The sequence below is a fragment of the Micromonospora sp. NPDC051543 genome (genome assembly GCF_044454415.1).
Taxonomy (GTDB): domain Bacteria; phylum Actinomycetota; class Actinomycetes; order Mycobacteriales; family Micromonosporaceae; genus Micromonospora.
This window is the reverse complement of the sequence record NZ_JBITDT010000030.1, coordinates 1-25,862: the sequence shown is the minus strand read 5'-3', so window position 1 is coordinate 25,862 and position 25,862 is coordinate 1. Positions and strand designations below refer to the sequence as shown.

Genomic DNA, 25,862 nt, shown 5'->3' with positions numbered 1-25,862 from the left:
CGTCTTAGAGTGACCACCCTCTATACCGGAGCTCCGCTGCTTCGTCTCCACGACACGCTTGACAGCCCACCGAAACGCCTAACTGAACGGCGTTGGGTCTAGATCGGCACGCGTTGGTCCTGGACCGTCGGTTGTTCCTGGACCGTCGGTTGCTCCTGGACTGTCGGTTGCTCCTGGACCGTCGGTTGGTCCTGGACTGTCGGTTGCTCCTGGGCGAACTGGGTGCGGTACAGCTCGTGGTAGCGACCGCCCGCCGCGAGCAGGTCGCCGTGTCGTCCGCGTTCGACGATCCGGCCGGCCTCCACGACGAGGATCTGGTCGGCCGCGCGGATGGTGGAGAGTCGGTGCGCGATGACCACGCTCGTGCGGCCGGTCAGGGCCTCGGCGAGGGCGTCCTGGACCGCCGCCTCCGAGGTGGAGTCGAGGTGCGCGGTGGCCTCGTCGAGGATGACCACGCGCGGCCGGGCCAGCAACAGTCGCGCGATGGTCAACCGTTGCCGCTCGCCGCCGGACAGGCGGTAGCCGCGTTCGCCGACGATGGTGTCGAGACCGTCGGGAAGCGTACGGATCAGATCGTCGAGTCGGGCCCGCCGCAGCACGTCCCACATCTCGTCCTCGGTGGCGTCGGGCCGGGCGAACGCCAGGTTGGCGCGGATGCTCTCGTGGAAGAGGTGCCCGTCCTGGGTGACCACGCCCAGCGACGTCCGGATCGACTCGGCGGACAGGTCGCGGACGTCGACATCGCCGAGCTTCACGGTCCCGTCATCGACGTCGTACAGGCGGGGCACCAGTTGCGCGATCGTCGACTTGCCCGCCCCGGAGGAGCCCACGAGCGCGACCATCTGGCCCGCCTCGGCGCGGAACGACACCCCGTGCAGCACGTCCTCGCCGCCACGCGTGTCGAGCTTCACCACGTCCTCAAGAGATGCGAGGGACACCCGGTCGGCGGACGGGTAGCCGAACCGTACCCCGTCGAACTCGACCGCGACCGGCCCGTCGGGGAGGGGCCGGGCGTCGGGCTTGTCGAGGATCAGCGGCCTGAGGTCGAGGACCTCGAAGACCCGCTCGAAGCTCACCAGCGCGCTCATCACCTCGACCCGGGCGCTGGCCAGCGATGTCAGCGGTGCGTAGAGGCGCGACAGGAGCAGCGCGAGGGCGACCACCGTCCCGGCGTCGAGGCTGCCCCGCAGGGCGTACAGGCCGCCCAGCCCGTAGACCAGGGCCAGCGCCAGCGAGCCGACCACGGTGAGCGCGGTGATGAAGACCCACTGCAGCATCGCCGTACGGACGCCGATGTCCCGTACCCGCCGTGCCCGGGCGGCGAACTCGGCGGACTCCTCGGCCGGTCGCCCGTACAGCTTGACCAGGGTGGCGCCGGGCGCGGAGAACCGTTCCGTCATCCGCGTGCTCATGGCCGCGTTGTGCTCGGCCGCCTCGCGCTGCAGGCGGGCGAGCCGGGAGCCCATGCGGCGGGCCGGTAGCACGAAGATCGGCAGCAGGACGAGCGCCAACAGCGTGATCTGCCACGAGAAGCTGAGCATCACGGCCAACGTCAGCATCAGCGTGACCGCGTTGCCGACCACACTGGACAGGGTGTCGCTGAAGGCCCGCTGCGCGCCGATCACGTCGTTGTTCAGTCGGCTGACCAGCGCACCTGTGCGGGTCCGCGTGAAGAACGCCACCGGCATCTGTTGGACGTGGTCGAAGACAGCCGTCCGCAGTTGGACGATCAGCCCCTCACCGATGCTGGCGGAGAGGAATCGGGTCACCAGCCCGAGGCCGGCCTCGGCGAGGGCGATCACCGCGATCAGTACGGCCAACCGGACCACGACGTCGCCGTCGGCGCCGTCGACGATCGCGTCGACCACCCGACCGGCGAGGATCGGCGACGCCACCGTGAGGACTGCCGTCACCACACTCAACAGCAGGAATCTGACGATCAGTGCGCGGTGCGGCCGGGCGAACCGCGCGATCCGCTTCAGGGTGGCGCGGGACAGCGGTCGCTCGTCCCGCGCGTTCATCGCGTGGCGCAGAGACGTCCACGCGGTAACTTCCATGCTCATGCGTACCTCCGATACCGGAGGCTAGGACCTCATCCGAGCTTTAGGTCAAGCCGCCGGTCGCGGCTGGGCGTGTCGTAGGGTGCTCTTCATGATCGGGGACACCGTATGCCGTTGACGAACCCGTGGCTGGCCGGGTCGACGCCGGTTGGGCGGCTCGACCGTGAACGGCTTGAAGAGCGCATTCTCAACCTGCTGTCGTCGCAGAACATGTGCGTGCTCGCGACCACGGGTCCGGACGGCCCGCTGGCCACCCCGGTGCGGTACTACCCGCTCGACTTCACGGTGCTGTTCACGGCCTCGCCGCGTTCGCCCAAGTTGCGCAACATCGCCGCCGATCCGCGAGTGTCCGTCGGGATCTTCGCGCCGCTGGTCGGGCTGGCCAGCAGCCGTGGTGCGCAGGTGTTCGGTACCGCCCGGGTGCTTGACCCGGCGCATCCGGACCGTGCGCACTACTGGGAGGCGTTCCGATGGGAGAACGAGCACGCCGAGCGGGGACGGTCGCTGTCCGAGCCGCCCGAAGACACCCTTGTGGTCGTCGAGCCCGAGCGGATCGTCTATACCGAGCACTGGCTGCGACGTGAAGGTTTCGCGCCCCGCCAGGTCTGGCGCCACACGTCACCTGATCGGCAGGACACCTAGCCCGTGTCTGACAAATGCCCAGCGCTCGTCCTAGTGGGCGAGACGCTGGAGCCAGTCCCGCAGGAGTGCGGTCTCGGCGGGGCGGCGCAGAGCGCGGTCCGGACAAGTCCTGGGTCGTCGACGGTCGCCCGGAGACGGTCCGGCGGCAGGTTCACGAGGCCCTTACCGACATGGGTACGGACGCGAGCGAGCTGACCTACCTCCGACTCGTCGGCGACACCCCCGGAGCGCACCAGGACGTACCGCTGGAGGAGTCGCTCGGCGCACTCGTCCAGCTACGAGACCAGGGGCTGATCCGCCGCATCGGCCTGTCCGGCGCTCTCCGCAGGTGCTGGCCCGCGCCCAGCAGATGACCCGATCGCGGCGGTGCAGAACCGCTTCAACCTGCTTGACCGCAGCGGCGTCCAGGTCCTCGCCGACTGCGAAACCCAGGGCATCCTCTTCATCCCCTACTTCCCGCTGGCCGCCGGACGGCTCAGCGGCCACCAGGAGCTCACCGGCCCGGCGGAGCGCCCAGGTGCCACACCGGCCCAGATCGCACTGGCCTGGCTGCTGCGCCGTTCGCCCTCCATCGTCGTCATCCCCGGCACGAGCAGTGCCGACCACCTGCGGTCCAACGTCGAAGCTTCCGAAGTTGCCGAACAATTGACCGACACCGTGGTCGCACGCCTGACCGGACTCGTCGACGAGTCGCAAGCCGTCCTCAGTCAGCCCACGCCCCCCGCTCATGGCCGCCCCTGAAAGGGCACCGGGATTGTCGCTATCAGCCTCGGCCGCATCTGACAAATGGTCTTCGGGGCACTGAGGCGGCGCCCATCTTGCCTTGGACGAGCGAGGGATCCAGCGGCCGTACTGATACGGCGGTCACCGGCGAAAGTCTACCGTCCCCTAGTTGCGTCGGTGGTAGCGGTTGCGGCGGGGTATCTGGTCGGGGTCCAGCCAGGCTGGCGGAACGAACATCGGTCGGTTGTCGCTGCCGAGCCGGACCGTCCATTCTCCCTTGTGTACGTGGCGATGGTGGTGGCCGCAGAGCAGGACGGCGTTGGTGAGACTGGTGTCGCCGCCGTCGGCCCAGTGACGGATGTGGTGGGCGTCGCACCAGCGCGGTGGCCGGTCGCAGCCCGGGAAGGCGCAGCCACGGTCGCGAAGCACGAGGGCGCGCCGCAGGGGACCGGTGATGAGGCGGCGTTGCCGGCCGACATCGAGTGGTTGGCCGTTGCCGCCCAGGACGGCGGGGAGGACGGCGGCGTCGCAGGCGAGCCGACGTACCGTCTGCGGGGTCAGGGAGAGCCCGGTGTCGAGCGTGCCGGCACCGAGCTGCTGACTCAGGGCGTCGTAGCCGGTGGTGACGACGATCTGGGCGGGCTCGCCGCCGGTCGCCGGTAGGTCGCCGCTGCGGAGGGCGAGTCGGCAGACGTCGGCGAGGGCGTCGTGGCGGCGTTGGCCCGGCGTGCGAGTGTCGTCCGGCCCGGTGGGGCCGCCGAGCGGGTCGATGGCGGCGCGGAGCAGGCCGGCGGTCTCGGCGTCGAGGGTGCCGGCGAGTCGCAGCCGCCCGTCGGTCTGCTCGGAAAGGGTGAGGTGCCGGTCGCGGTCGACTCGGCGGGCGTCGGCGTCGAGCGCGGCCTTCGCGGCGGCCTCGGCGACGTCGGGCGCGACGTGGTCGAGGATGCGCGTGCTCAACCTGCGCAGCAGGGTCGGGTCGAACTCCCCGGCCCATTCGACGAGGACACCGACGGCCTTGTCGGCGGCTGCGGTGCCGGCGGTGTCGTGCACCGTGGTGACGGTGTCGGTGATGACGCGGGCCTGCTCGGCGGTGATGTTCCCGTCCGCCAACGCCTGCCGGACTCCGCCGTTGTGGCCGTTGTCGAGGGCGGCGGCGAGGTCGACGAGCCGACGCGCGGTGGGAAGGGTGAGGTGCAGGCGCTCGCGCAGCCAGACTGTGGTGCTGGACGCGCCGTGGGAGCGGGCGATGCCCCGGCCGTCGACCTCGCGAACGAGGGCCAATTCAACCGCGGCGAGGCGTTGCGCGAGGCGGTGTGTGGCGTCGAGGGCGGCGACGAGTTCGTGCTCGCCGAGGCTCCAGGCGGACGCGTCGAGGCAGGCGGCGACCGCCGCGTCTGCCTGCGCCAGCTCCTCGACCATGACCTGACATTAGAACAGGCGTACGACAGTTTCAGTAATCATGATCGATTGGATGTCCGATGGTGCCGATCCGCGGCGGACGGCTCGCTGGAGCGTCAAATGGTCGCTGCCGGCATCCCGTCAATGCCGCGCGGAGCTGACGAACCAGCAACCTGACTCCACATCGACGGGTTCGTCCACCCACGGTTGCACGATCGCAGCAAGCTGCGCAGTCATGGGCCACGCGTCCACGACCCAGCCCTCAGGCGTCATCTGAATGAGCGGACGAAGCGATTCGCTGACCGCTGTTGGAAGATCCCAGGAGCTTTCGAGGAAGTCGTCCGCGCCGAACTTCTCCACCGTGTTGACCTCCACCGTGGCACCTTGGCGCTGCATGGGACCGACGGTCAGATGGTGATCGCGCCGCCACCCGTGCCCGCCTGGACAGGGGTGGCGGCGCGATCGATGTCGTCGCCGCGCGTGATGCGCCGCCGACAGGTCAGCTGATGCGGAACTGCTGGCCGTAGACGGCGAAGGCCAACGGCGTGTTCAGGTTGAAGTTGCCGTTGTTGAGGAACACCCGCTGGGCGGTGTCCACGCGGGAGGTGTCCGAGTGGGCCTCCTCCTTCTTCATCTCGATGACCCGCTCGTCGAGGAACGCGTTGAGCCAGGTCCGCTCGTCGCCGCCCTGCGCCGGGGGCTTCGCGCGGGTGAGGGCGCGGCTGCGGATCTGACGCATGCCCTCGTATCCGTGCATGACCGACGCGTCGTAGTAGGCGAACTGGCCGAGTGCGCGTACCCCGTCGTTCTTGCCGTCGCGGACCGACGGGTTGAAGTAGACCCGGTCCCGCTCGGCCTCCTGCGCCGCCCGGAACACCGAGTCGTTGGCGGCGGTGCGCCAGTCGCGGGTGAAGTTTGGGTCGAGGCCCGAGTGCGACGCGGTGCCGTTGACGGCGTGCAGCGCCGGCAGGTAGCCGGCGAGCACGTTGCCGGGCTTGGTGTTCGTGTAAGCCTGGACGAGTTCGAGCATGTCGCCGGTGCCGGAGCAGAAGCCGATGATGCCGGCGGTGTAGCCGCGACCGTCGCCGATGTCCTCGATGTAGGAGAACTGGGCCCGCCAGTCGAGCGACGAGTTCTCCGCCGCCGACACGAGCTGCATGGCGACGTCCTTCTTCGCCGGGTCGTCCAGGTTGGTGCCGGTGGAGCCGCTGGCGGTCGGCGTGGGGGTGGGGGTGCCGCCGCCGGGGAGGGTCCACTGCTGGTTGGTGGTGCCGCCGCAGGTCCAGATCTGGAGGCGGGCGCCGTTCGCGGTGCTCCGGTCGGTGACGTCGAGGCACTTGCCGGAGGCGGTGTTGACGAGGGCGCCACCGCTGCCGGCGGTCCACTTCTGGGCGCCGGTGTTGTTGCAGTCGTACAGCTGGATCTTGGCGCCGTTGGTGGTCGACGCGGCCGTGACGTCGAGGCACTTGCCGAGCGCGCGGATCGAGCTGTCGCTGTTGCCCACCGTCCACGTCTGGGCCGCGCTGCCGTTGCAGTCGTAGAGCTGCACCGCCGTGCCGTTGGCCGAGCTCGCGGCGGCCACGTCGACGCACTTGCCGGCCAGGCCGGTGATCGGGCCGGCGGTCGCGGCGCTGGCCGACGGCAGGCCGTAGCCGACCGCCGCGACGCCGATCAGCAGGGTGCCCACGGCGTAGGCGGCTGTTCTCTTACGCACCATGGTGTTCCTCGGGGGAGAGAGGCGGCATGCCGCCGACCGGTTGGGTGCCCGGCGTGGGGGAGAGCGCGGGGGCACCACGAGAATCAGGAAACTGTATTAACAGATAGCAGTATGTCGATCATCTGTCAATCGGGCTCAACCGGGCATTGTGGCGGTGGCGCCCCGCAGCGCGGCGACGCACGCGAGCACCGCGGGGTGGTCGCCCGCGCCCCGGCGGTACGCGACCCGCGTACGACGGCGGATGCCCAGCGGGAGGAGTCGAACCCCTGGGGAGGGCCGCGTGATGGCGAGCTGTGGGACGAGCCCGACCCCCTCGCCCGCGGCGACCAGGGCGAGCATGGCGGTGAAGTCGTCCACGTGGTGCCGTACCGCCGGAACGAAGCCCGCCAGCTGGCAGACGTGCAGCGCGACCGAATGACAGAGCGTCCCGGTGCTACCGACGATCCACTGTGCGTCGCGCGCCTCGCCGACCGGATCGGTGCCGCCGCCGTCCGGCACGACCCCAGGGGGTACGGCGAGGTAGACGGTCTCCTCCAGCAGCGCGATCGAGTCCAGCGCCGCATCGGGCGCGACCGGCGTGATGTCGTAGTCGTGCAGCAGCGCGACGTCGAGGTGCCGGCTCCGCAGGGCGGCCGGCATGTCGACCGGATCCAACTCGGTGATCATCAGGTCGAGCGCCGGATGGTCGCGGGCCAGGGTGACCAGCGCCGCCGGGAGCAGGGTACGGACGGCACTGGGGAAGGCGCCGATGCGTACGCTCCCGCGCAGTCCCGTGCGTGCGGCCGCGAGGGTCGCGTCGGCGGCTTCCAGCGCGGCCAGGATGACCTCGGTGTGCCGTACGAGGGCGGCCGCCGTCGGCGTGAGGGTGACCCGGCGGCCGGCGCGCTCCAGCAGCCGGGTGCCGGCCTCCCGTTGCAGGGCGGCCAGTTGCTGCGAGACGGCGGACGGCGTGTAGGCGTGTGCCTGGGCGACCGAGGCGATGGTGCCGAGACGGGCCAGGTCCCGCAGCAGAACGAGGCGACGGACGTCAAGCATCAGTTCAGCTTAGGTATTGCGTGAGTAATCGGAACTGGACCTACCCGGTTCGGTCCGTCGAGAGTGAGGGCATGACCCTGAGCGGCCTGTACGTGCCCCTGATCACTCCGTTCGACAGGTCCGGAGCCGTCGCCATCGACGCGCTGACCACCCTGGCCTTCGACGCCCTGGACGCCGGCGCGGCCGGTGTGGTCGCGCTGGGAACGACGGGCGAGCCGGCCGCCCTCAGCGACGAGGAGCAGCGCGTGGTGCTCGACGTCCTGGCCGAGGTGTGCCGTGAACGCGGCGCGCGCCTGCTCGTCGGCGCCAACAGCGTCGCGGCGGTACGCGCCCTGAGGGAGCGGCCCGAGGTGACGGCGGCCCTGAGCCTCGTACCCCCGTTTCTCCGTCCGGGCGCTGCCGGAGTGCTCGCCCACTTCGCCCACCTCGCCGAGGAGAGCCCGGTGCCGCTGGTCGTCTACCACGTCCCGTACCGGACCGGGCAGCAACTCGGCGCCGACGACCTCCGCCGGCTCGCCGAGGTGCCGGGCGTCGTCGGCGTCAAGTACGCCACGGGTGGGATCGACGCGGACACGGTCGACCTTCTCGCCGACATTCCGCCCGGCTTCGCCGTACTCGGTGGTGAAGATCCGCTCCTCTCGCCGCTGCTGGCCCTCGGCGCGCACGGTGCCATCGTGGCGTCGGCCCAGGTCGCGGCGGCGGAGTTCGTCCGGTTGGTCGGCCACTGGCAGGCGGGCGACGTCGTCCGTGGGCGGTCGCTCGGTCATCGACTCGCGGGCCTGTCGACCGCGCTGTTCGCCGGCCCCAACCCGACCGTCATCAAGGCGGTGCTGCACGCGCGGGGACGCATCCCGACCCCGACGGTCCGACTGCCGCTGCTGCCCGCCGACCAGGACGCGACCGGGCGGGCGCTCCGTCAGTTGGACGGGTTGGCCGACGAGGCGGCGTGACCGGCCCGGTCAGGCCGTGACGCCGCGACGCGACACGTCGGAGACGAAGATCATTTGTTCATCCGGCCGTTGCGCGGCCGTGCGCGTCGGTCGCTATCGTCAGCCCGCGCGCGGGCTCCGACGGTGCCTGGAGGCGCACAAACCCGTGTGCGTCAGCAGCGCCACCGATCGCGAGGAGCGTTCCATGGCAGTCGATCTCCGCCGTACCCTGCCCTGGTGGGCCGCCGCGACCGCCGTGCTCGCCGTCGCGGCGCTGTCGGCCTGCGCCAGCGCCGACGGCGCCGAGCCGGCCGCCGCGCCCACCACCAGCGGCGCGGTCGCTCCGACGGCGAGCGCGCCGGCCGCGCCGGCACGGGGAAAGCTGCGCGGGTACGGCACGGTGCAGCAGCTCACCGAGGCCGCGGACCTGGTGGTACGCGGCCAGCTCGCGTCCGCCGGCTTCCGGGTCGACGAGGTGCTGCGGGCCAGGACCGATTCCGGGGTACGCTCCGGAGCGTCCATCACGCTCGCCAGCCTCGACGCCGGGGTGGCCGACATGGCCCACATGTCGACCCTGAAGGCGGGTCAGCACGTGGTCCTCTACCTGTCCCAGGACGCGGGAACCGCGACGCCGACGTACCGGACGCTCAGCGGTGACTTCGGCATCTTCGACGTCACCGGATCCGGCGACGACGCCGTCGCGGCCACCCGCTCGCAGGCCATGGCCGTCACCGGCCTGCGCACCGAGGACGCGACGGCGTCGGGTAACGGCTTCCGCACCACCCTCGGCGAGTTGCGCGCGGTCGCCCAACGACCGTGAGGCGCCTCGCGTGGTCAGTGCTCCCGGTAGGTGGCGTGGTCGAAGTCGGCGTACACCCCGTCACCACCGAGATCCTGCACCCACAACCCGACGAAGGCGCCGGTGAAGCCCCACGCCGCCGGCTCCCCGTCGATGATCAACGCGGCGTGCTCGTCGGACAGGATGGTCGCGTCCAGGTCGACGGGCAGGCGCTGCCAGCCGGCCCCGAGGTCGTAGTCGAAGCGCACCACCGGCCCGTCGAACACCGCCCGCAGACCGACCCGGGTGACACCGCTGGCGTCGACGGTCAGCTCGGGGTACGGGGTGCGCCGGCCGTTGTCGGAGCTGAGCAGCTCCAACACCGTACGGCCGTCGTCGGCGCGGGTCAGGTAGAGGTGGTGCCAGTTCAGGGTGTTGTAGTACGCGGTGATCCCGGCGAGCTGGCGGTGGTCGATCGGGTCGAACTCGACAACCGTCTCCAGCGAGCAGTGCGTCGCCCCGACCCGTCGCGCGACCAGGCTCGGCGCCTGGCGACCCACCGGCGACTGTCCACCATGGACGCGTAGGTGCGAGGCCCGGGAGCGCAGGTCGACCCAGTCCGGGGTGGCCGGCCGGCGCAGGGTCGACCAGCAGGATTCCAGTTCGGCGGCGTCGAAGTCGTCGGTGGCGGGCTCCTCGGGCCACGGGTGCGGCGACAGGTCCGGAGCGACGACCTCCTCGGCCGGGACCCCTCCGGGGATGCGGGGCCAACCACCGTCCGGCCACTCGACCCGCTGGATCGCGGTCTCCCGCCCGAGGACACAGTTGCCCAGGGGTGAGTAGGGGCGACCGACCAGGTGGGCCAGGTACCACCCACCGTCGGGGGTCTGGACCAGGCTGCCGTGCCCCGCCTTCTGCAGGCGCAGGTCGGGGCGGCCCACCGAGGTGAGCAGCGGCCCGTCCGGGTCCACCTCGTACGGGCCGAACAACTCCCGCGAGCGCGCCACGGTGACCTGGTGTTCCCAGCTCGTGCCGCCCTCGGCGGTGATCAGCCAGTACCAGCCGTCGTGGCGGTACAGGTGCGGCCCCTCGGTCACCCCGACCGGTGTGCCGGTGAACAGGATGCGGGGTCGGCCGACGAGACGCCGTGCCGCCCGGTCGTACTGCTGGATCTCGATGCCGCCGAAGCGGTCCCGGCCCGGACGCCAGTCCGCGCTCATGCTCAGCAGCCAACTGGTGCCGTCGTCGTCGTGGAACAGGGCGGCGTCGAAGCCACGCCCGTGCAGCTTCACCGGGTCGGACCAGGGCCCGGCGATGTCGGGCGCGGTGATCAGGAAGTTCTGCGGGTCCCAGTAACCGCTGGCAAAGCTGGCCACGTCACTGTAGACGAGGTGGAACTCCCCGTCGTGGTACGTCAGGTCGGGCGCCCACACGCCGTTGGAGTCGCCGCAGCCACGCAGATCCAGCAGGCGGCGGTCGGTGATGATCCCACCCAGTGGACGCCAGTGCACGAGGTCGCGGGAGTGGTGCACACGTACCCCGGGATACCACTCGAAGGTCGAGGTGGCCAGGTAGAAGTCATCGCCGACGCGCAGGATCGACGGATCCGGGTGGAACCCGGCGAGGACGGGGTTGCGGATCGACCAGGCAGCGGTCGCCACGTCAGCGGTGTCGGTCGACACGGGGGCTCCTCTGTGCGGTGCGGCTGTGAAACTTCCGGAAACTTGCGGGACCAGATCACTGGAAGCCCCTCGTACGGTAGCCGGTCTTATCGCGATAGGACAGGGGTCTTGACCGCTGGGGGAACTGCTCGTAGCGTCCCGGCCATCGATCGGTAATACCGACGAAGCAATGAAAGTTCCGGAGATCCAGGTTCGAACCCTTGCCGGCTCGGCCGGCGTCCGAGCACACCGTGAGTCCCCGAAGGGATGGATCATGACAGCGCACCTCTCCCGCCGATCGCTGCTCGGCATCGCCGGCGCCGGCGCCGGCGCCTACCTGCTCAGTGCCTGTAGCAGCGACGACAAGTCCAGCGACCCGAACGCGGCGCAGACGATCAACTGGTGGCACATCCAGAACACCGAGCCGATGCTGCCGGTCTGGGCCGCGATGGCCAACGAGTACAAGACCGCGCACAGCAACGTCACGTTCACCATCCAGCCGCTGGAGAACGAGGCGTTCAAGGCCAAGCTCACCACCGCCACGCAGGCCGGCGACCCGCCGGACCTCTTCCAGTCCTGGGGCGGCGGCGTGCTCAAGCAGCAGGTCGACGCGGGTCTGGTCAAGGACCTCACCGATGACGTGAAGGACCTGGTCAGCGGCATCCTGCCGGCCGCCATGGGGCCGTACACGATCGACGGGAAGATCTACGGCATCCCGTTCGACATCGGCATGGTCGGGTTCTGGTACAACAAGGAACTCTTCACCCGCGCCGGCATCACCGAGCCCCCCACCACCTGGGCCGCCCTGCTCGACACGGTCCGCAAGCTCAAGACCGCCGGCATCACCCCGGTCGCCATCGCCGGCAAGGACAAGTGGCCGGCCCACTTCTACTGGTCGTACCTGGCGATGCGCATCGGCGGCGTCGGCGCGCTGCAGAAGGCCGTCGACGACAAGAACTTCGACACCCCCGACCTGGTCGCCGCGGGTGAGCGGCTCAAGGAGCTCGTCGACCTGCAACCCTTCCAGAAGGGCTTCCTCGGCGCCGAGTACGGCTCCCCGGACGGGCAGGCCGCCACCATGGGCAACGGCGGCGCGGCCATGGAGCTGATGGGTCAGTGGGCGCCGGCGGTGCAGGCGTCCAGCTCGACCAGCAAGAAGGGCATCGGCGACAAGCTCGGCTTCTTCCCGTTCCCGGCCGTCGACGGCGGTAAGGGCACCGCCACCGAGGTGTTCGGCGGCGGCAACGGCTTCGCCGTCGGCAAGGACGCCCCGCCCGCCACGATCGACTTCCTGAAGTTCCTGCTCAGCGTCGACAACCAGCGCCGGTCCGCCAAGACCGGCGCGGTCCTGCCCACGGTGAAGGACGCCACCGACGCCATCAGCGACCCGAACAACAAGGTCGTCGCGGAGACGCTGGCCAAGAACACCGGCTTCCAGCTCTACCTCGACCAGGCGTACGCGCCCGCGCTCGGGCAGCAGATCAACGACAGCGTCGCCGAGATCATCGCTGGCAAGAAGGCGCCCGCGGCGATCCTCAAGGACATCACGCAGGTGGCAAAGACCGTCTGATCGTGACCCCGTACCCATCCGTAGCCGGCGATAGAAACCGAGTGGAGCAGGCATGACCAGGCCATCGACCGTGTCGTACACAGGGCGCGGCGACACGGCGACAGATCCGCCGGCACCGGGGCCGGGCACCGCGCGACGGCGCGGCCGCCAGCCCCGGCCGGGGCGGGGTGGCGTCCTTGCCGTCTTTCTGACGCCCGCCCTGACCCTGTTCCTGCTGCTGGTCATCACGCCCATCCTGGTGGCCGCCTACGCGAGTCTCTACAAGTGGAACGGCTTCGGGCTTCCGGAGAACTTCATCGGGCTGGACAACTACACCCGTGCCTTCGGTGACCCGACCTTCCGCGGCGACCTGTGGCGCGGCCTCGTGCTGGTGCTGCTGTCGCTGACCGTGCAGCTACCCGCCGCGCTGGCCCTGGCGATGCTGCTCAACCAGCCGCTGCGCGGCCGAGCCGCCTACCGGCTGATCTTCTTCGCGCCGTACGTGCTCTCCGAGGTCACCACGGCGGTCCTGTTCACCCTGGTGTTCTCACCCAACCGGGGTCTGGGCGAGTCGGTCTCGAAGTTCCTCGGCGCGGAGGCGGGCGCGGTCTTCGCCGACCCGTCCACCGTGCTGTACGCCGTCTTCCTGGTGGTGTCCTGGAAGTACTTCGGCCTCTACATGATGCTCTTCCTGGCGGCCCGACAGGGCATCCCGAAGGAGCTGTCCGAGGCCGCGGTCACCGACGGCGCCACCGCCTGGCAGGCCTTCCGCCACGTCACCCTGCCGCTGCTCGGGCCGACGATCCGGATCAGCATCTTCCTGTCGGTCATCGGCACCATCCAACTGTTCGACATGGTCTGGGTGCTCACCGGCGGCGGTCCGATCCACTCCTCGGAGACGATGGCCGTCACCATGTACCAGTTCGGCTTCCGCCGGTTCGAGGTCGGCTACGCCAGCGCGATCAGCATGGTCATGTTCCTGCTCAGCCTCGTCTTCGCCCTGTTCTACCAGCGCGTCGTCCTGCGTCGGGACACCGCGGGCGCGATCACCAACCAGGGAGGCCAGCGATGACCGCCAAGACCAGTAGCGCCCAGCGGACCCGCAGCATCGTGCTGCACCTCGTCTGCATCGGCGTCGGCGCGCTCATCGTCGTGCCGGTCTGGTTCGGTGTGATCGGTGGCTTCAAGGACAACGGCCAGCTGTCGACCAACCCGCTGGGCCTGCCCGATCCCTGGGTGCCGTCGAACTACACCGATCTGTTCGCCTCCGGCGTGTTCTGGCGGCAGCTCGGCAACAGCCTGCTCATCGCCGTCACCAGCACGTTCATCGTGGTCGCCGCGGCGGCGATGGCCGCGTTCGTCTTCGCCCGGTACGCCTTCCGGGGCCGCGAGTTCCTGGTGACCCTGTTCGCGATCGGCCTGATGTTCCCGTTCGCGGTGGCGATCCTGCCGCTGTTCGTCCTGCTGCGCTCCATCGGCCTGCTGGACAACCCGCTCGGCGTCATCCTGCCGCAGGCCGCCTTCGGGCTGCCGATCACCATCATCATCCTGCGTCAGTTCTTCCGGACGATCCCGGCCGAGGTGGAGGAGGCCGCCGTCCTCGACGGCTGCGGTTCCTTCGGGTTCTTCTGGCGGGTCCTGCTGCCGATGGCCCGCCCCGCGTTGGCCACCGTCTCGGTCCTGGCCGTCGTCACGAGCTGGAACAACTTCATGCTCCCGCTGGTCGTCTTCAGTGATCAGAGCTGGTGGACCCTGCCCGTCGGGGTCCAGGCGTTCCAGGGGCAGTACGCCGACGACACCGCCCGGGTGCTCGCCTACGTCGTCCTGTCCATGCTTCCCGCGCTGGGTTTCTACGCCGTGGCCGAACGTCAACTGATCGGCGGCCTCACCGGCAGCGTCAAGGGGTGACGGCAGCGGATCACCGACCGACCTGAAACGCCCCGCCACACAAAGGAGCGGACCGTGGGCTCCGACAACGGCCGAAACGTCACCATCGCGATGATCGCGCGACTGGCCGGTGTCTCCGTGCCCACGGTCTCGCGGGTCATCAACGGTCGCACCGACGTCGCTCCCGAGACCCGGGAGCGCGTCGAGGCCCTGCTCAACCATCACGGCTACCGCCGACGCACCCAGGCTCGGCGTACCGAGGCCGCGCTGATCGACCTGGTCTTCAACGACCTGGACAGCCCGTGGGCGGTGGAGATCATCCGTGGGGTGGAGGACGTCGCCCGCGCCAGCGGCGTCGGCACCGTCGTCTCCGCCATCCACTGGCGCATCTCCTCGGCCAAGCAGTGGCTCGACAACATGCGGACGCGATCCACCGAGGGCGTCATCTTCGTGACCTCGATGGTGAACCCTCCACTACAGGCGGAGCTGCGTCGGCTGCACCTGCCCGTGGTCATCATCGACCCCGCCGGCGTCGACCCGCAGGAGTCACCCACCATCGGCGCGACCAACTGGGCGGGCAGCCTGAGCGCCAACCAGTACCTGATCGGCCTCGGTCACCGCCGTATCGGCTTCATCGCCGGGCCGCCGCACCTGATGTGCAGCCGAGCCCGGATGGACGGCTACCGCGCGGCGCTGGGGGCCGCCGGCATCGCCGTCGACGACGCCCTCATCCGGCCCGGCAACTTCTACCACGAGTCCGGCTTCACCTCGGGCACGCAGCTCCTGGCCCTGCCCGACCCACCCACCGCCATCTTCGCCTCCAGCGACCAGATGGCCCTCGGCGTCTACGAGGCCGTCCGCAAACGTGGCCTGCGGGTGCCCGACGACGTCAGCGTGATCGGCTTCGACGACCTGCCCGAGGTCCGCTGGTGCTCCCCACCGCTGACCACCGTCCGCCAACCCCTCGCGGAGATGGGCATGCTGGCCGCTCGGACGGTGCTGCGGCTCGCCGGGGGCGAGAAGACCGAGAGCCCTCGCATCGAACTCGCCACCGAACTCGTCGTCCGCGACAGCGCCCGCCCACCGCGCTGACCGCACGGTGGCTCCTCGGGACCGTGGTCCGCCGCGTGGACGTCACCTCGATGCCCTTGGACCAGAAGCAGGATCGCGGGACTGGCTGCTCGATTCGCGTGCGCGTTCCACGCGCTCCAGGCCGGCGGCGAAAGCAGGCCGCCACGCCGGGGCGTTCCAGTCGTAGCTGAACGCCCAGGGGGCAACCCCACGCAGTTCCACTCCCGGTGGCGGACTGGCGACCATCGGTGCGCCGCGCACCATCTCCAGCATGTTCAACGAGCAGTCCACCCGGTCGACCGGTGCTGCCGCCTGTAGGTTGAGAAACCAGGCCAGCTGGGTCTGCGCCTCCTGCTCCTGCTCGCCCGGGAGCCCGAAGATCAAGTTCAGCACCACGGTGATGCCCGCCTCCGCCAACGCCAGGATCAGCTCTTCGATCATGGCGGGCTCGGCGGGCTTGTCGAAGAGCCGTTGACCGGCCCGGCTGATCGTCTCCACCCCGATCTCCACAGTGGCGAGCCCCGACTCGGCCAGGAGTGGGGCCAGCGGAATGAGGGCCCGGCTGGCCTTCGTCGTCGCGCTCCACCGCACGGCGTCCCCCGACTCACGCCGTAACGCCTCGGCCAGGGCGCGCATCATCGGCGCGGTGAAGAGCGAGTCTTTCAGGGAGAAGCGACTGACGCCGTGCGCGCGGACCAGAGCGGTGATCGTCCGGCTCGCGGCCTCCGCCCTCAGCGGGGTGGTCTGCGGCTCGACCACCGGGTAGGTGCAGAAGGTGCACCGTCCGTAGGAGCACCCTCGGGTGAACTGGACCGGAAGCGTCAGCGATCGTCTGTCGTAGTGGGCGAGCTGCCGCGCGTGGAACGTGGGCAGGTATTCGAACGGAGTGTCGGCCGGCAGGTGCACCGGCAGCATCGGTCGCCGGATACGGCGCGGGCTCAGCCGCGCCAGGGCCGCCACGAACTCGTCCTCGCAGTGACCGGTGAGCACGAGGTCGGCTGACTCCCGTAGCCCCGTGTCCCGGCGCATCTCACCCCGCAGCAGGGTCACGTGGCTGCCACCGAGCATCGTCGTCGTGCCCGGCCAGATCTCCTTGACCAATCGCAGCACGAGCAGGCCGACAAAGACCTGGGAGGGCCCCATCACGGACACCCCCACGACTGTCGGCGGGCGGTCGCAGGTGGCTCGGAGTTGCTGTTCGAGCCAGGCTCGCCATGGCTCCGGATCGCTGGTGGCAGCCGCGACGGCGGCCGTGATGGCGGCAAGTGGGTAGTGCATGCCGGCCACCGGGTCCGCGGTGTCGGGCAGGTGTAGCGGGGGAGTGTCCCGCAGACCTGTCTGAGAGAAGAGCCACTGCGCCGCGGCCGCCACGCTCGACCGGTCCTTGCCGTGGTCACCGAGCGTGCTGCCAGGGCCAGCCGACTGGTTCGTGAAGCGGCGCAGTAAGAGGATATTGAGATCCAGCACCTGTACGCAGAAGCCGCTGCGGGCGGCGGCAGTCGTGAGGATCGCCGGACCCAGCGGAGGGTTGGTGTCCGATGGTGACGGTGGCGGAACGACGATCACCGCGTCACAGAACGGTGGCGGCCGGTCCAGTGGGAATGGCCGATCTGCTCGTGCTGATGCCATGGGTGACCTCGCACTCCGTGAGGCATCGATTGCGCTCAGTTTAAGGAGTGCGAATGCCGCAGTCTATATCCGGTCGAGAACCTTTCGCAGGTCCCTGATTCGGAAGTCAGCATTGCAGTTGCGAAATGCAAAATCGGGATGAGCAAAGAGGTAGGTGGTCCCGCCGGCGACCTCAACCAACCGCATGTCACTCGCCGAGTCTCCGATGATCACGATCTCGTCGAAGGTCGGCTGCCCGGTGAGGTAGCAGGCCAGGACGTCCCTCTTGGTGGTCTTCACATCACGCACGTGCTGGTCCACGGCGAAGGCCCGCCCCGGTACGAAGTGGTCCGTCAGGTCCAGCAATTTGAGAAACATGTCGAGGGTGCCGGGGCGGGTGTTCGAGATGACGATCTGCTGGTGGCTGGCGGCGACGGCGCTCAGCACCGCGGCGACGTGCGGGGTGGGAGTCATCCAGCGATATTGCAGCTCAGGTCGCTCCTCGGACAGGATGAAGCAGGCATCCTGCAGTTCCAGGTGCCGGCGGTGGCTCTCGGCGGGCAGCAGGGTGGCGAAGTACTCGTACCACTTGTGGCCGTACAGGCGTCGGCCGTCTTCGTACCCGAATCTCTGCGCGTATCCGAAGGTCGATAGCACCTCGTTGGAGATGTCGACCACGGCTCGATCGTTGCCCCGTTCGAGGACACCGTGCAAATCCCAGACAAAGAGTTTCACGAGCTGGCCTCTCCCGTGGTCGCGTAGCTTAACCTGCTCATTCCGCAAACGACGCCGAGCTCGCGTCCGCTATGGGTCGACGAGAGATCGCCTGCAGCATTTCGGACAGCTTCTCACTCATCTCGCGCGTCAGGCCCTGTCCGGACAGCGCATCGACGGCCGATCGAAGTGTGGACAGGCGGCGACCATCGATGACCTCATGGCGTACAAGATAGATGTCCATGAAGGTGTAGAGGTCGACGTAGCGGCGTTGTGCGGGAATTGCCTGGAAGGTCGTACTCTCGAAAATCGCCAGGACGCGGGCCGTGGTGCGCTCGTGCGGCGGGTACGGCGGTAGGTCCAGGAACGGTGGCCGGCCGGCCCGGACGTCCCCGTAGTAGTAGAGAACGTAGCCGCGGCTGCACGCCCGGAAGGCCGAGTCGTACTGCAACATCGAGAAGAAGCGGGCCAGTGCCGAGTCGGACCGGTGGTGGCACAACGCCCACAGGATCGAACTCAACAGAAATTCGTCCCGCTCCTGGTGCAGCAGCGCGTCGAGGTGCTCCGGAGCCGATGGGCTCGTGCGCGAGATCAGGTAGACCAGCAGGTTGCACACGGTGAGTCGGTCAGCGGTGTCGAGACCCGCCTCGTCACGGAGCTGCCGGTACAGTCCGGCCAGCCGCTCGCCGAGCCGGTGGTCGGCCAACTCCGCAAGCTGGCCGATCAGATGATGCCGTACCTCCCTGCTCAGGTCTCGTCGCAGTAACAGGACTGCCTGCTCGGGGGAGAGCGCAGCGAGCAGATGGTCACGGATGTCCCGGGCGAGCAGATACTCGTAGAACGAGTAGTGCAGGAACTCGCCGACCTCGGTGCCGTGCACCGTACGGCGGTCGATCACCTGGTCGAGAACTCTGATCTCGGCGCTACGCGCGCGACCCGGGGTGAGAGTGGCATGCAGTTCGGCCACCGGAATCGCGTCGGCCGGTAACTCACGCGCGTGGACGAGCCAGGCCGCCGTCTGCCAGACCGGCAACGAGTGGCCGCTCCAGCGGGGATGACTGCCGCGCACCGCGAGGTCCGTCGCGCGGCTCAATCGGTTCAGGTACTCGCCGTACAGGGTGCTTGCGCTGTTGATGCGCGTCGCGGCGTCAGGGCCGATCAGGGTCAGCATCCTGGCATAGAGGGGACGCTGCACAAGTCGGGTCAACCGTTCCGAGGTGACCACCGTCCGGTAGAGGTCCGGGTCGGCGATCAGTCTCTGTCGCTGCAACCGGACCAGATAGTCGGCGAACTCGACCTCCACCGACCAGTTCCTCAGCACGAAGACCTGGTCGAAGGTGAACGAGGTGGTCTCGAAGACGATCCACTCCTCGTACTCCCTGATGCGTGAGGTGACCAGGGCCGGGGCGCATCGGAACAGGTCCAGCAGCGCGGTCGCGAGCGGTTCGCCGTCGACCAGGTCGCTCGCCTCGTCGAGGCCGTCGACCAGCAACACCACCTCCGACATGGCGGTCGTGTCGAAACCCGCCCCGCGCAGCTCGGCGAGAACCTCCGGCGCGTCCAGCGCCCGAAGTGGGACCGGCAGCACTCCGACCTGCTGGAGAGCGAGCGCTACGCCGTACAGCGAGAGGCTTTTTCCCGACCCCGGCTCGCCGAGGAGCAGGACGGATTCGCGAGCCTGGAGGCGGGCCGCCAGCGCCGCCGTCGCCTGCTCGCCCGCGCCCGTGATCCGCTCCTGGTAGCGGGCAAGTCGGCCCGGCACGAACAGATCCATCCGGTGTAACTCCGCCAGGCTCAGATCAAGGGGGTACGCGGTTCTTCTCCGTCCGAGCCGGTTGACCAGTTCGGTCGAGAGATGCTTCAACCGATCCCGTCGCTCCTCTGGTCGATCCATGGGCGGCGCCATCTCCGCGGACCCCGCGAGGCTGGCCGGGCCGGTCTCGCCCGGCGGGAGCGTCGCTCCCTCGGTATCGGCGTCCGCCGGCATCCCTGGAAAGCCGGTGGCTTTCGTCGCGTTCTCCGGCAGCACGGTGAGGACGACGGTCAGGCCGACCAGGATTGACGCCAGCAGACCGAGCGAATGCCACGGGTGGGTACGAATGAGCTCCAGCCAGCCGGGCCACCGTTGCTGCGCCGACGCCTCGTTGGTGATCAGCCCCGTCAGCACCGTCGCGACGGAGAGGACGCTGGCGACCGCGACCGCCACCACCATCCGTGGTGGCCTCGTCATTCGCATCTCTATCACCACCAGTGGTGGTCGGATGGTTGAGCCGCCACCGTCCCTGTTGGCGTACGGTGATCGAGCCCTGACTCTCAGGGTATCTTGGCTTGTCCCGGGCCGGAGGGACGGCGGCTCTCCTCCGTCTCGGAGGCCGGGTGTACGGCGGCTCAGAGCCAGCCGTTGGCGCGCGCGGTGCGGGCCGCCTCGATGCGGTTGCGGGTGGCGGTCTTGCCGATGGCCGCGGACAGGTAGTTGCGCACGGTGCTCTCGGACAGGTGCAGTGCGGCGGCCATGTCGGCGACCGTGGCGCCGTCCACGGCGGCGACCAGCACCTCGCGTTCCCGGTCGGTGAGCGGGTTCGGGCCGGCCGCGAGGGCGGCGGCGGCCAGCGTCGGGTCGATCACCCGCTCGCCGGCCAGCACCCGTCGGACGGCCACCGCCAGCTCCTGCACCGGCCCGTCCTTGACCAGGAAGCCGTGGGCGCCGGCCTCCATGGCCCGCCGCAGGTAGCCGGGGCGGCCGAAGGTGGTCAGGATCAGCACCCGGCAGGACGGTAACCGGTCGCGCAGCGCGGCGGCGGTGTCGAGGCCGCTGCCGTCGGGCATTTCGATGTCCAGCAGCGCCACGTCGGGGCGTACCCGAAGAGCCTCGCGCGTGGCCTGCGCCCCGGTCGCGGCCTCGGCCACGACCTCGATGTCGGGTTCGAGGTTCAACAGCAGGGCCAGCGCGCCGCGCATCATGCCCTGGTCCTCGGCGAGCAGGAGCCGGATCACGACGCCCACCGTCCGGTGGGGGCCTGGGGGAGTCGGGCGGTGAGCAGCAGACCGCCGTCGCGCGCCGGGCCGACGTGCAGCGTTCCACCCGCCTGCGCCAGCCGCTCGGTGAGGCCGCGCAGACCGTTGCCGTACTGCGGCCGGCCACCCACCCCGTCGTCGCGGATGGTCAGCACCGTCTCGTCGGTGTCGGCGGTGACCTCGATGTCGCACCGCGACGCCCGGCTGTGCCGCACGACGTTCGTCACCCCTTCCCGCAGCACCCAACCGAACGCGTCGTCGGCCTCGACCCCGAGCTGCCGGTCGCCGCCCTTGACGTTGACGGTGATCCCGACATCGGCCAGGGCCGTACGGACGCCGTCGAGTTCCCGGGCGAAGCTGCGTTCCCGGTAGCCGGTGACCGCCTCGCGCACCTCGGCGAGCGCCGTACGACCGATCCGCTCGATGTCCGTCGCCTCGGCGACGACCCGCTGCGGATCCGTCGGGGCGAGCCGGCGCACCACCTCCGCCTTGACCACCACCAGCGACAGCGTATGGCCCAGCAGGTCGTGCAGGTCGCGCGCGAAACGCAGCCGCTCCTGCTCCACCGCCGTGCGGGCCAGCTCCCGCTGGGTACGCCGCAACTCCTCCACCAGGCGGGCCGTGTGGGCGAACGCCAGCGTCACCGCGCCCGCGAGCACGGTGATCAGCGCCATCTGGGCGGTCTCGGTGGCCGGCAGCCGATGTGCCACACCGATCACCAGGACGGCCGCCGCCGATCCGCCGACCCAACCGAACCCCCAGGTCACGCGTACGAAGGCGACCGCGCCGGCCGCGGTGACGTACACGAAGACGACCAACCAGCCCTCCGGCCCACCGGCGTACGCGACCGCGAGCCCGACCCCGAGCAGCGCGAAGGCGACGAGCCCCGCGTGGTGCACGGCCGGACGGACGGGCAGGTCGGCCACGGGTACGGCCACCAGGGCCAGGTAGAACAGCGCGAAGACGACGAGCCCCACCGCCGCCGGTGGCGCGGGGTGCACCTGTCCGCGTGCGATCGCGGCGGCCGGCGTCAGCAGCAGCCAGAGCCAGAGGGTGTGCGCGGCGACGAGCATCAGGCCTCGTCGGCGGGCTCCGCCGGACCCGGTCGCACCGGACGACATGGTGGACACCGTATCGGGGGTCACCGGTGAACGGTGGACCGGCGGTACGCCCACGCCGCCAGGGCCGTGAACGCCACCGTCCACCCGATGAGCACCGCGAGTCCCGACGGGGTGGGCGTCAGCCCGGCGGCCGAGCGCCAGCCGAGTTCCGCGAACCGGTACGTCGGCAGGGCGTGGGCCAGGTGACGCAGCACGGCGGGGAAGTAGGCGACGGGCACCAGCAGGCCGCCCAGCACCGACAGGCCGAGGAAGGCGAGGAAGTTGACCGGCTGGGCGAGCTGCGGGCTGAGGCCGTACCCGATGGCGAGCCCGAGCAGGGCGAACGGCACCGTGCCGACCCACATCAGCAGCAGCAGCGTGACCCACCGCGCGGCCCCCAGCTCGACGTGGTGGGCGAGGCGTCCGGCGCAGCCGACGGCGATCACCGACGGCACCCCGCTGAGCGTGCAGACGAGGGCCTTCGCCGTCACCGCCCGCCAGGCGGGCAGTGGGGTGACGCGGAGCTGGCGCAGCCAACCCGACGCCCGCTCCTGCGAGACCGCGGACCCGACCGAGAGCACGCCGGCCACCGCGCCGTAGCCAGCCAGGCCGACCATGAGGGCCACCGCCGCGTCGAGGCCCTCCAGCCGGTCGCCGTCCAGACCAATCCCCGAGAAGATGAGGTACGTGACCACCGGCGCGAGGACCGTGAACAGCAGCAGCCGCGGGTCGCGGGCCAGTCGGCGCAGTTCGAATCGCAGGTACGCGCGCATGTCAGTGCTCCGTCGGTGTCGCGGTGCGGGTCGTCGGTGTCGCGGTGAGGGTGAGGAAGGCGGCGTCCAGGGCGGCGGCGGTGACCTCCAGGCCCTGGAAGCCACGCGTGCCGGCCAGGGCGAGGACGGTGGCGTCGGCGTCGTCGGTGGTGAGCGCGACCCGGCCGCCCCGGACCTGCACCGACCGGACCCCGGGGAGCGCGTCGAGGCCGTCGACCGGACCACCGGCGAGGTCGAACGAGACGGTACGGCCGCCGGCCAGCGCGCGGATCTGGGCGGGCGGCCCGTCGGCCACGACCTGGCCGGCGGCGAGGACCACGACCCGATCGGCGAACTCGTCCGCCTCGTGCAGGTGGTGGGTGCTGAACAGGACGGTGTGCCCGTCGGCGGTGTACCGGTCGATGGCCGCCCAGAACGCGTGCCGGGCGGCGACGTCCAGCGCGGCGGTGGGTTCGTCGAGGACCAGCAGGTCCGGGCCGCCGGCCAGCGCGAACGCGAACCGTGCGCGCTGCGCCTCGCCGCCGGAGAGTCTGTCGAGGCGGCCGCCGGCGCGCTCGGTCAGCCCGGCCAGCTCCAGCACCTGGTCGGTGGGCATCGCTCGCGGGTAGAGCGCCCGGGCCAGGTCGACGACCTCGCGGACGGTCGCGCTGGACGCCCAGCCGGCGTCCTGGAGCATGGCACCCACCTGTCCCGCCCGGACCGCCTCGGCCGGCGGCCGACCGAACACGGTGGCGGTGCCGCTGTCCGGTCGATCCAGACCCAGCATGATCGAGATCGTGGTGGACTTGCCGGCGCCGTTGGGCCCGAGCAGGGCGACCGTGCTGCCCCGCGCGATGGTCAGGTCGAGCCCGTCGACGGCGCGGACCGGACCGAACCGTCGGGTGAGGCCGCTGAGGCGTACGGCTGTGTCATCCATGCCTGTCACGCTAGGCAGGCGCGCGCGGCGCGGGCAGAGTCACCGGTACGCGGTCGGCCAGGACATTTGTCCCGCCCGCCGACCGGCACGTGGTCACCAGCCCCCGTCGGTGAGCGTGATGCCGGTGAGTCATCCAGATGCCTCACCGGCATCAACCTCATCCGGGTACGGCCGGACGGCCGGCCGACCATCGTGGACGTTATGCTGCGGGCTCGGCGGGGGAGAGGTGGTCGGTCATGACGCAGTCGGAGCCCGGAGTGAGCCTGGAGACCGACCGGCCGAACGCGGCGCGGATGTTCGACTTCTACCTCGGCGGCAAGGACAACTTCGCCGCCGACCGTGCCGCCGCCGAAATGGTGCTGCAGGTCGCGCCGTGGATGCCCGAGGCCGCCCGGCAGGGTCGCGACCTGATCGCCCGCACGGTCCGTCACCTCGTCGAGGAGAAGGGCGTCCGGCAGATCCTGGATCTCGGCTCCGGGCTGCCGACGCGCGACAACGTGCACGAGATCGCCCACCGCATCGACCCGGGCGTGAGCGTCGTCTACGTCGACAACGACCCGGTGGTGTGCGCCCACGGGCGTGCCCTGCTCGCCGGCGCGGCGACGGTGTCGGTGGTGCAGGCCGACCTGTGTAGACCCGCCGAGGTGCTCGGTCACCCGGAGGTCGCCGCCGCCATCGACTTCGACCGCCCGGTCGCGGTGCTCATGATGTTCGTGCTGCACCTGGTGCCCGACGAGCAGGCCCCGCACCAGATCGTGGCGGCCTACCGCGATGCGCTCGCCCCCGGCAGCTACCTCGCGCTGTCCCACGCCAGCACCGACGCGCACCCGGACCTGATGGCCCGCATCTCCGCGATCTACGCCCGCGCGAACAGTCCGTTCGTGCCGCGGAGCCACGCGGACGTCACCGGGTTCTTCGGCGACTTCGTCCTCGAGTCACCCGGCCTGGTCAACATGTGGCCGTACCCTGAGCCGCCGGCCACCGTCGACGCCGAGGTGGCGGGCACCGGCTACAGCGGCGTGGCCCGCAAACCCTAGGCGTCATCGGGCTCGTTTCGGCGACCGTCGCGCCGCATCGGTCGGGGTCCAGCCGGCCGCGATCAGCGCCCGACGTACGGTGTCGGCGACCTCGTCGGGGCGGGCGCGGACCAGCCAGGCGGGGAAGCGCAGGATACGGTCGCCGCTGGTCCAAACGTCATTCTGTCGACGCATGTCCGCCGCCCACTGCCGCGCGTCCATGTGATGCGCGCCGTCGATCTCGACCTGCACCCGCCACTCGTGCCAGTACGCGTCCAACCAGCGGTTGCGGCCCGCCGCGTCGACCCGGTGTCGTTGCAGGTCCGGTGCGGGCAGCCGGTGCCGCCGACACAACCGTACAAAATCAATCTCGGAGAGCGCCTCCGCGCCGCCGGCGATGTCGGCGACAGCCTGCCGAATCAGCCGTCGGCGGGGTGCCCGGGGCAGGACGGCGAGTACGGCCTCCAACTCGTCGGGTAGCACGCGACGCTGCTGGCAACCGGCCGCCAACAACCCCTGCGCCTCATCCACACCGCCCGCCCATCCGGCCGCGTCCACCAGGGCGCGGGCCGTCGTCGTACGCGGCGGACGGGCGAGTTGGAGGTGCGCGTCGGGCAGCACCGACGTGCGGTGGACCAGCACCGCGGGCATGTCGATGGGCAGTCGACGCAGGCTCGCCCGAGCGGCGCGACGGTCGGCGGGCACCAGGACATGCAGGGGTTCTCGCCGCAGTCCCCGTACGCCGGCCTCGGCGGCTGCCGTCGCCCCGGCCAAGACCGCGCCCGGCCCGGCCGCGAGGACGGCCACCCACAGTTGCTGGTCGCGGGTCAGCCGGCCGTTGCCGGTGAGCACGACGCCGTGGCAGATCGAGCGCCAGCGTCCCGAGCGGATCCGGCCCCGGACCGCCCCCTCGCTGAGGAGCCCGGAGAGCTGCGCGGTCGTCAGCACACCCGCCTGCTCGAAGGCGAGCCAGTCGAATGCGTCGGCGTCATCAGGAGGCAACATCCCGTCGAGCCTTCCCGCTTGGTTGGTGCCGCGCCGCCAGATCTCAGACACTTTGGCCGCTGGCCGCCCGCGTCTTCGTGCGCGCGGCCTCGGCGCGTCTTCGCGCGCGCGGCCTCCGCGCTTCGCCTGACGGCGCACACCGCGCAGATCTTGGACAATTTCCGTTAGCTGGGCGGGCTCAACCGGTGGTTGCAACATTCAGGAGTTGGGCCATTTTTTCGCCGGGGGTGGCCCAGCTCAGGGTCATGCGGGGGCGGTCGTTGAG

24 protein-coding genes are annotated in these 25,862 nt (G+C 70.3%); 10 read left to right on the top strand and 14 right to left on the bottom strand.

Annotated features, from left to right (window positions below):
- Nucleotides 1–98: 98 nt before the first annotated feature.
- Entirely contained in the window at nt 99–2,063 is a 1,965-nt protein-coding gene (locus tag ACIA3K_RS31245) for an ABC transporter ATP-binding protein (protein ID WP_396805383.1), read from the bottom strand.
- A 105-nt stretch (nt 2,064–2,168) separates the two neighbouring features.
- Between ACIA3K_RS31245 and ACIA3K_RS31240 the strand changes: the two genes are divergently transcribed.
- Genes ACIA3K_RS31240 through ACIA3K_RS31230 form a run of 3 tightly spaced genes read left to right on the top strand, consistent with a single transcriptional unit; the run spans nt 2,169 to nt 3,443 of the window.
- Nucleotides 2,169–2,702 carry a pyridoxamine 5'-phosphate oxidase family protein gene (locus ACIA3K_RS31240; protein ID WP_396805381.1) on the top strand — a complete coding sequence of 178 codons (534 nt, stop codon included), beginning with the start codon at nt 2,169–2,171 and terminating at the stop codon, nt 2,700–2,702.
- A gap of 14 nt (nt 2,703–2,716) precedes the next feature.
- On the top strand, nt 2,717–3,055 hold the full coding sequence (locus tag ACIA3K_RS31235) for an aldo/keto reductase (protein ID WP_396805379.1): 339 nt from the start codon (nt 2,717–2,719) through the stop codon (nt 3,053–3,055).
- Between the two features lie 4 nt (nt 3,056–3,059).
- Nucleotides 3,060–3,443, top strand: a complete 384-nt coding sequence (locus ACIA3K_RS31230) for an aldo/keto reductase (protein WP_396805387.1) — start codon at nt 3,060–3,062, stop codon at nt 3,441–3,443.
- 147 nt (nt 3,444–3,590) lie between these two features.
- Here the strand turns inward: ACIA3K_RS31230 and ACIA3K_RS31225 are convergent, their stop codons facing one another.
- The 4 genes from ACIA3K_RS31225 to ACIA3K_RS31210 form a co-directional block, all read right to left on the bottom strand.
- Entirely contained in the window at nt 3,591–4,844 is a 1,254-nt protein-coding gene (locus ACIA3K_RS31225) for a DUF222 domain-containing protein (protein WP_396805377.1), read from the bottom strand.
- Between the two features lie 120 nt (nt 4,845–4,964).
- A complete protein-coding gene (locus tag ACIA3K_RS31220) occupies nt 4,965–5,198 on the bottom strand; it encodes a hypothetical protein (protein WP_396805375.1) in 234 nt (77 codons plus the stop codon).
- 124 nt (nt 5,199–5,322) lie between these two features.
- Nucleotides 5,323–6,540: a chitosanase gene (locus tag ACIA3K_RS31215; RefSeq protein ID WP_396805373.1), complete on the bottom strand. Its 1,218-nt coding sequence runs from the start codon at nt 6,538–6,540 to the stop codon at nt 5,323–5,325.
- Between the two features lie 135 nt (nt 6,541–6,675).
- On the bottom strand, nt 6,676–7,575 hold the full coding sequence (locus ACIA3K_RS31210) for a LysR family transcriptional regulator (protein ID WP_396805371.1): 900 nt from the start codon (nt 7,573–7,575) through the stop codon (nt 6,676–6,678).
- A 71-nt stretch (nt 7,576–7,646) separates the two neighbouring features.
- On the opposite strand from ACIA3K_RS31210, the gene ACIA3K_RS31205 reads away from it, so the two are divergent.
- Both ACIA3K_RS31205 and ACIA3K_RS31200 read left to right on the top strand, forming a co-directional pair.
- Nucleotides 7,647–8,525 (top strand): dihydrodipicolinate synthase family protein, encoded by an 879-nt coding sequence (locus ACIA3K_RS31205; protein ID WP_396805369.1) that lies wholly within the window; start codon nt 7,647–7,649, stop codon nt 8,523–8,525.
- 184 nt (nt 8,526–8,709) lie between these two features.
- Nucleotides 8,710–9,324: a hypothetical protein gene (locus ACIA3K_RS31200; protein WP_396805367.1), complete on the top strand. Its 615-nt coding sequence runs from the start codon at nt 8,710–8,712 to the stop codon at nt 9,322–9,324.
- A gap of 14 nt (nt 9,325–9,338) precedes the next feature.
- Here the strand turns inward: ACIA3K_RS31200 and ACIA3K_RS31195 are convergent, their stop codons facing one another.
- The gene (locus tag ACIA3K_RS31195; RefSeq protein WP_396805365.1) at nt 9,339–10,964 is read right to left on the bottom strand and encodes a glycoside hydrolase family 43 protein; all 1,626 of its coding nucleotides are present in this window, start codon (nt 10,962–10,964) and stop codon (nt 9,339–9,341) included.
- A gap of 253 nt (nt 10,965–11,217) precedes the next feature.
- Here ACIA3K_RS31195 and ACIA3K_RS31190 point away from each other — a divergent pair, with 253 nt between their 5' ends.
- The 4 genes from ACIA3K_RS31190 (at nt 11,218) to ACIA3K_RS31175 (ending at nt 15,471) form a co-directional block, all read left to right on the top strand.
- Nucleotides 11,218–12,513, top strand: coding sequence for an extracellular solute-binding protein (locus ACIA3K_RS31190; protein ID WP_396805363.1), 1,296 nt, complete (start codon nt 11,218–11,220; stop codon nt 12,511–12,513).
- A gap of 52 nt (nt 12,514–12,565) precedes the next feature.
- Nucleotides 12,566–13,564: a sugar ABC transporter permease gene (locus ACIA3K_RS31185; protein ID WP_355048124.1), complete on the top strand. Its 999-nt coding sequence runs from the start codon at nt 12,566–12,568 to the stop codon at nt 13,562–13,564.
- A complete protein-coding gene (locus ACIA3K_RS31180) occupies nt 13,561–14,400 on the top strand; it encodes a carbohydrate ABC transporter permease (RefSeq protein WP_396805361.1) in 840 nt (279 codons plus the stop codon). The genes ACIA3K_RS31185 and ACIA3K_RS31180 overlap by 4 nt, the downstream gene beginning before the upstream one ends.
- 90 nt (nt 14,401–14,490) lie before the next feature.
- A complete protein-coding gene (locus ACIA3K_RS31175; protein WP_396805385.1) occupies nt 14,491–15,471 on the top strand; it encodes a LacI family DNA-binding transcriptional regulator in 981 nt (326 codons plus the stop codon).
- Nucleotides 15,472–15,513: 42 nt separating this feature from the next.
- Here ACIA3K_RS31175 and ACIA3K_RS31170 read toward each other — a convergent pair whose 3' ends face one another.
- The 7 genes from ACIA3K_RS31170 to ACIA3K_RS31140 form a co-directional block, all read right to left on the bottom strand.
- The gene (locus tag ACIA3K_RS31170; RefSeq protein ID WP_396805359.1) at nt 15,514–17,016 is read right to left on the bottom strand and encodes a B12-binding domain-containing radical SAM protein; all 1,503 of its coding nucleotides are present in this window, start codon (nt 17,014–17,016) and stop codon (nt 15,514–15,516) included.
- Nucleotides 17,017–17,142: 126 nt separating this feature from the next.
- A complete protein-coding gene (locus tag ACIA3K_RS31165) occupies nt 17,143–17,793 on the bottom strand; it encodes an HAD family hydrolase (RefSeq protein WP_396805357.1) in 651 nt (216 codons plus the stop codon).
- A 37-nt stretch (nt 17,794–17,830) separates the two neighbouring features.
- The gene (locus ACIA3K_RS31160) at nt 17,831–20,002 is read right to left on the bottom strand and encodes a hypothetical protein (protein ID WP_396805355.1); all 2,172 of its coding nucleotides are present in this window, start codon (nt 20,000–20,002) and stop codon (nt 17,831–17,833) included.
- A gap of 158 nt (nt 20,003–20,160) precedes the next feature.
- A complete protein-coding gene (locus ACIA3K_RS31155; protein ID WP_396805353.1) occupies nt 20,161–20,766 on the bottom strand; it encodes a response regulator transcription factor in 606 nt (201 codons plus the stop codon).
- Entirely contained in the window at nt 20,763–21,908 is a 1,146-nt protein-coding gene (locus ACIA3K_RS31150) for a histidine kinase (RefSeq protein WP_396805351.1), read from the bottom strand. The genes ACIA3K_RS31155 and ACIA3K_RS31150 overlap by 4 nt, the downstream gene beginning before the upstream one ends.
- Before the next feature lie 20 nt (nt 21,909–21,928).
- A complete protein-coding gene (locus ACIA3K_RS31145; RefSeq protein ID WP_396805349.1) occupies nt 21,929–22,660 on the bottom strand; it encodes an ABC transporter permease in 732 nt (243 codons plus the stop codon).
- A 1-nt stretch (nt 22,661) separates the two neighbouring features.
- Nucleotides 22,662–23,576, bottom strand: coding sequence for an ABC transporter ATP-binding protein (locus ACIA3K_RS31140; protein WP_396805347.1), 915 nt, complete (start codon nt 23,574–23,576; stop codon nt 22,662–22,664).
- Between the two features lie 236 nt (nt 23,577–23,812).
- On the opposite strand from ACIA3K_RS31140, the gene ACIA3K_RS31135 reads away from it, so the two are divergent.
- The gene (locus tag ACIA3K_RS31135) at nt 23,813–24,613 is read left to right on the top strand and encodes an SAM-dependent methyltransferase (protein ID WP_396805345.1); all 801 of its coding nucleotides are present in this window, start codon (nt 23,813–23,815) and stop codon (nt 24,611–24,613) included.
- A gap of 3 nt (nt 24,614–24,616) precedes the next feature.
- Here ACIA3K_RS31135 and ACIA3K_RS31130 read toward each other — a convergent pair whose 3' ends face one another.
- Complete coding sequence (locus ACIA3K_RS31130; protein ID WP_396805343.1) at nt 24,617–25,597, bottom strand: endonuclease domain-containing protein; 981 nt, start codon at nt 25,595–25,597, stop codon at nt 24,617–24,619.
- Nucleotides 25,598–25,862: the final 265 nt, after the last annotated feature.

Excerpts from the sequence above, each read along its gene's own strand:
- ACIA3K_RS31245 (WP_396805383.1), bottom strand. The coding sequence starts at position 2,063 with ATGAGCATGGAAGTTACCGCGTGGACGTCTCTGCGCCACGCGATGAAC.
- ACIA3K_RS31240 (WP_396805381.1), top strand. The coding sequence starts at position 2,169 with ATGCCGTTGACGAACCCGTGGCTGGCCGGGTCGACGCCGGTTGGGCGG.
- ACIA3K_RS31235 (WP_396805379.1), top strand. The coding sequence starts at position 2,717 with ATGCCCAGCGCTCGTCCTAGTGGGCGAGACGCTGGAGCCAGTCCCGCA.
- ACIA3K_RS31225 (WP_396805377.1), bottom strand. The coding sequence starts at position 4,844 with ATGGTCGAGGAGCTGGCGCAGGCAGACGCGGCGGTCGCCGCCTGCCTC.
- ACIA3K_RS31215 (WP_396805373.1), bottom strand. The coding sequence starts at position 6,540 with ATGGTGCGTAAGAGAACAGCCGCCTACGCCGTGGGCACCCTGCTGATC.
- ACIA3K_RS31210 (WP_396805371.1), bottom strand. The coding sequence starts at position 7,575 with ATGCTTGACGTCCGTCGCCTCGTTCTGCTGCGGGACCTGGCCCGTCTC.
- ACIA3K_RS31205 (WP_396805369.1), top strand. The coding sequence starts at position 7,647 with ATGACCCTGAGCGGCCTGTACGTGCCCCTGATCACTCCGTTCGACAGG.
- ACIA3K_RS31200 (WP_396805367.1), top strand. The coding sequence starts at position 8,710 with ATGGCAGTCGATCTCCGCCGTACCCTGCCCTGGTGGGCCGCCGCGACC.
- ACIA3K_RS31190 (WP_396805363.1), top strand. The coding sequence starts at position 11,218 with ATGACAGCGCACCTCTCCCGCCGATCGCTGCTCGGCATCGCCGGCGCC.
- ACIA3K_RS31185 (WP_355048124.1), top strand. The coding sequence starts at position 12,566 with ATGACCAGGCCATCGACCGTGTCGTACACAGGGCGCGGCGACACGGCG.
- ACIA3K_RS31180 (WP_396805361.1), top strand. The coding sequence starts at position 13,561 with ATGACCGCCAAGACCAGTAGCGCCCAGCGGACCCGCAGCATCGTGCTG.
- ACIA3K_RS31175 (WP_396805385.1), top strand. The coding sequence starts at position 14,491 with ATGATCGCGCGACTGGCCGGTGTCTCCGTGCCCACGGTCTCGCGGGTC.
- ACIA3K_RS31160 (WP_396805355.1), bottom strand. The coding sequence starts at position 20,002 with ATGACGAGGCCACCACGGATGGTGGTGGCGGTCGCGGTCGCCAGCGTC.
- ACIA3K_RS31150 (WP_396805351.1), bottom strand. The coding sequence starts at position 21,908 with ATGTCGTCCGGTGCGACCGGGTCCGGCGGAGCCCGCCGACGAGGCCTG.
- ACIA3K_RS31145 (WP_396805349.1), bottom strand. The coding sequence starts at position 22,660 with ATGCGCGCGTACCTGCGATTCGAACTGCGCCGACTGGCCCGCGACCCG.
- ACIA3K_RS31140 (WP_396805347.1), bottom strand. The coding sequence starts at position 23,576 with ATGGATGACACAGCCGTACGCCTCAGCGGCCTCACCCGACGGTTCGGT.
- ACIA3K_RS31135 (WP_396805345.1), top strand. The coding sequence starts at position 23,813 with ATGACGCAGTCGGAGCCCGGAGTGAGCCTGGAGACCGACCGGCCGAAC.
- ACIA3K_RS31130 (WP_396805343.1), bottom strand. The coding sequence starts at position 25,597 with ATGTTGCCTCCTGATGACGCCGACGCATTCGACTGGCTCGCCTTCGAG.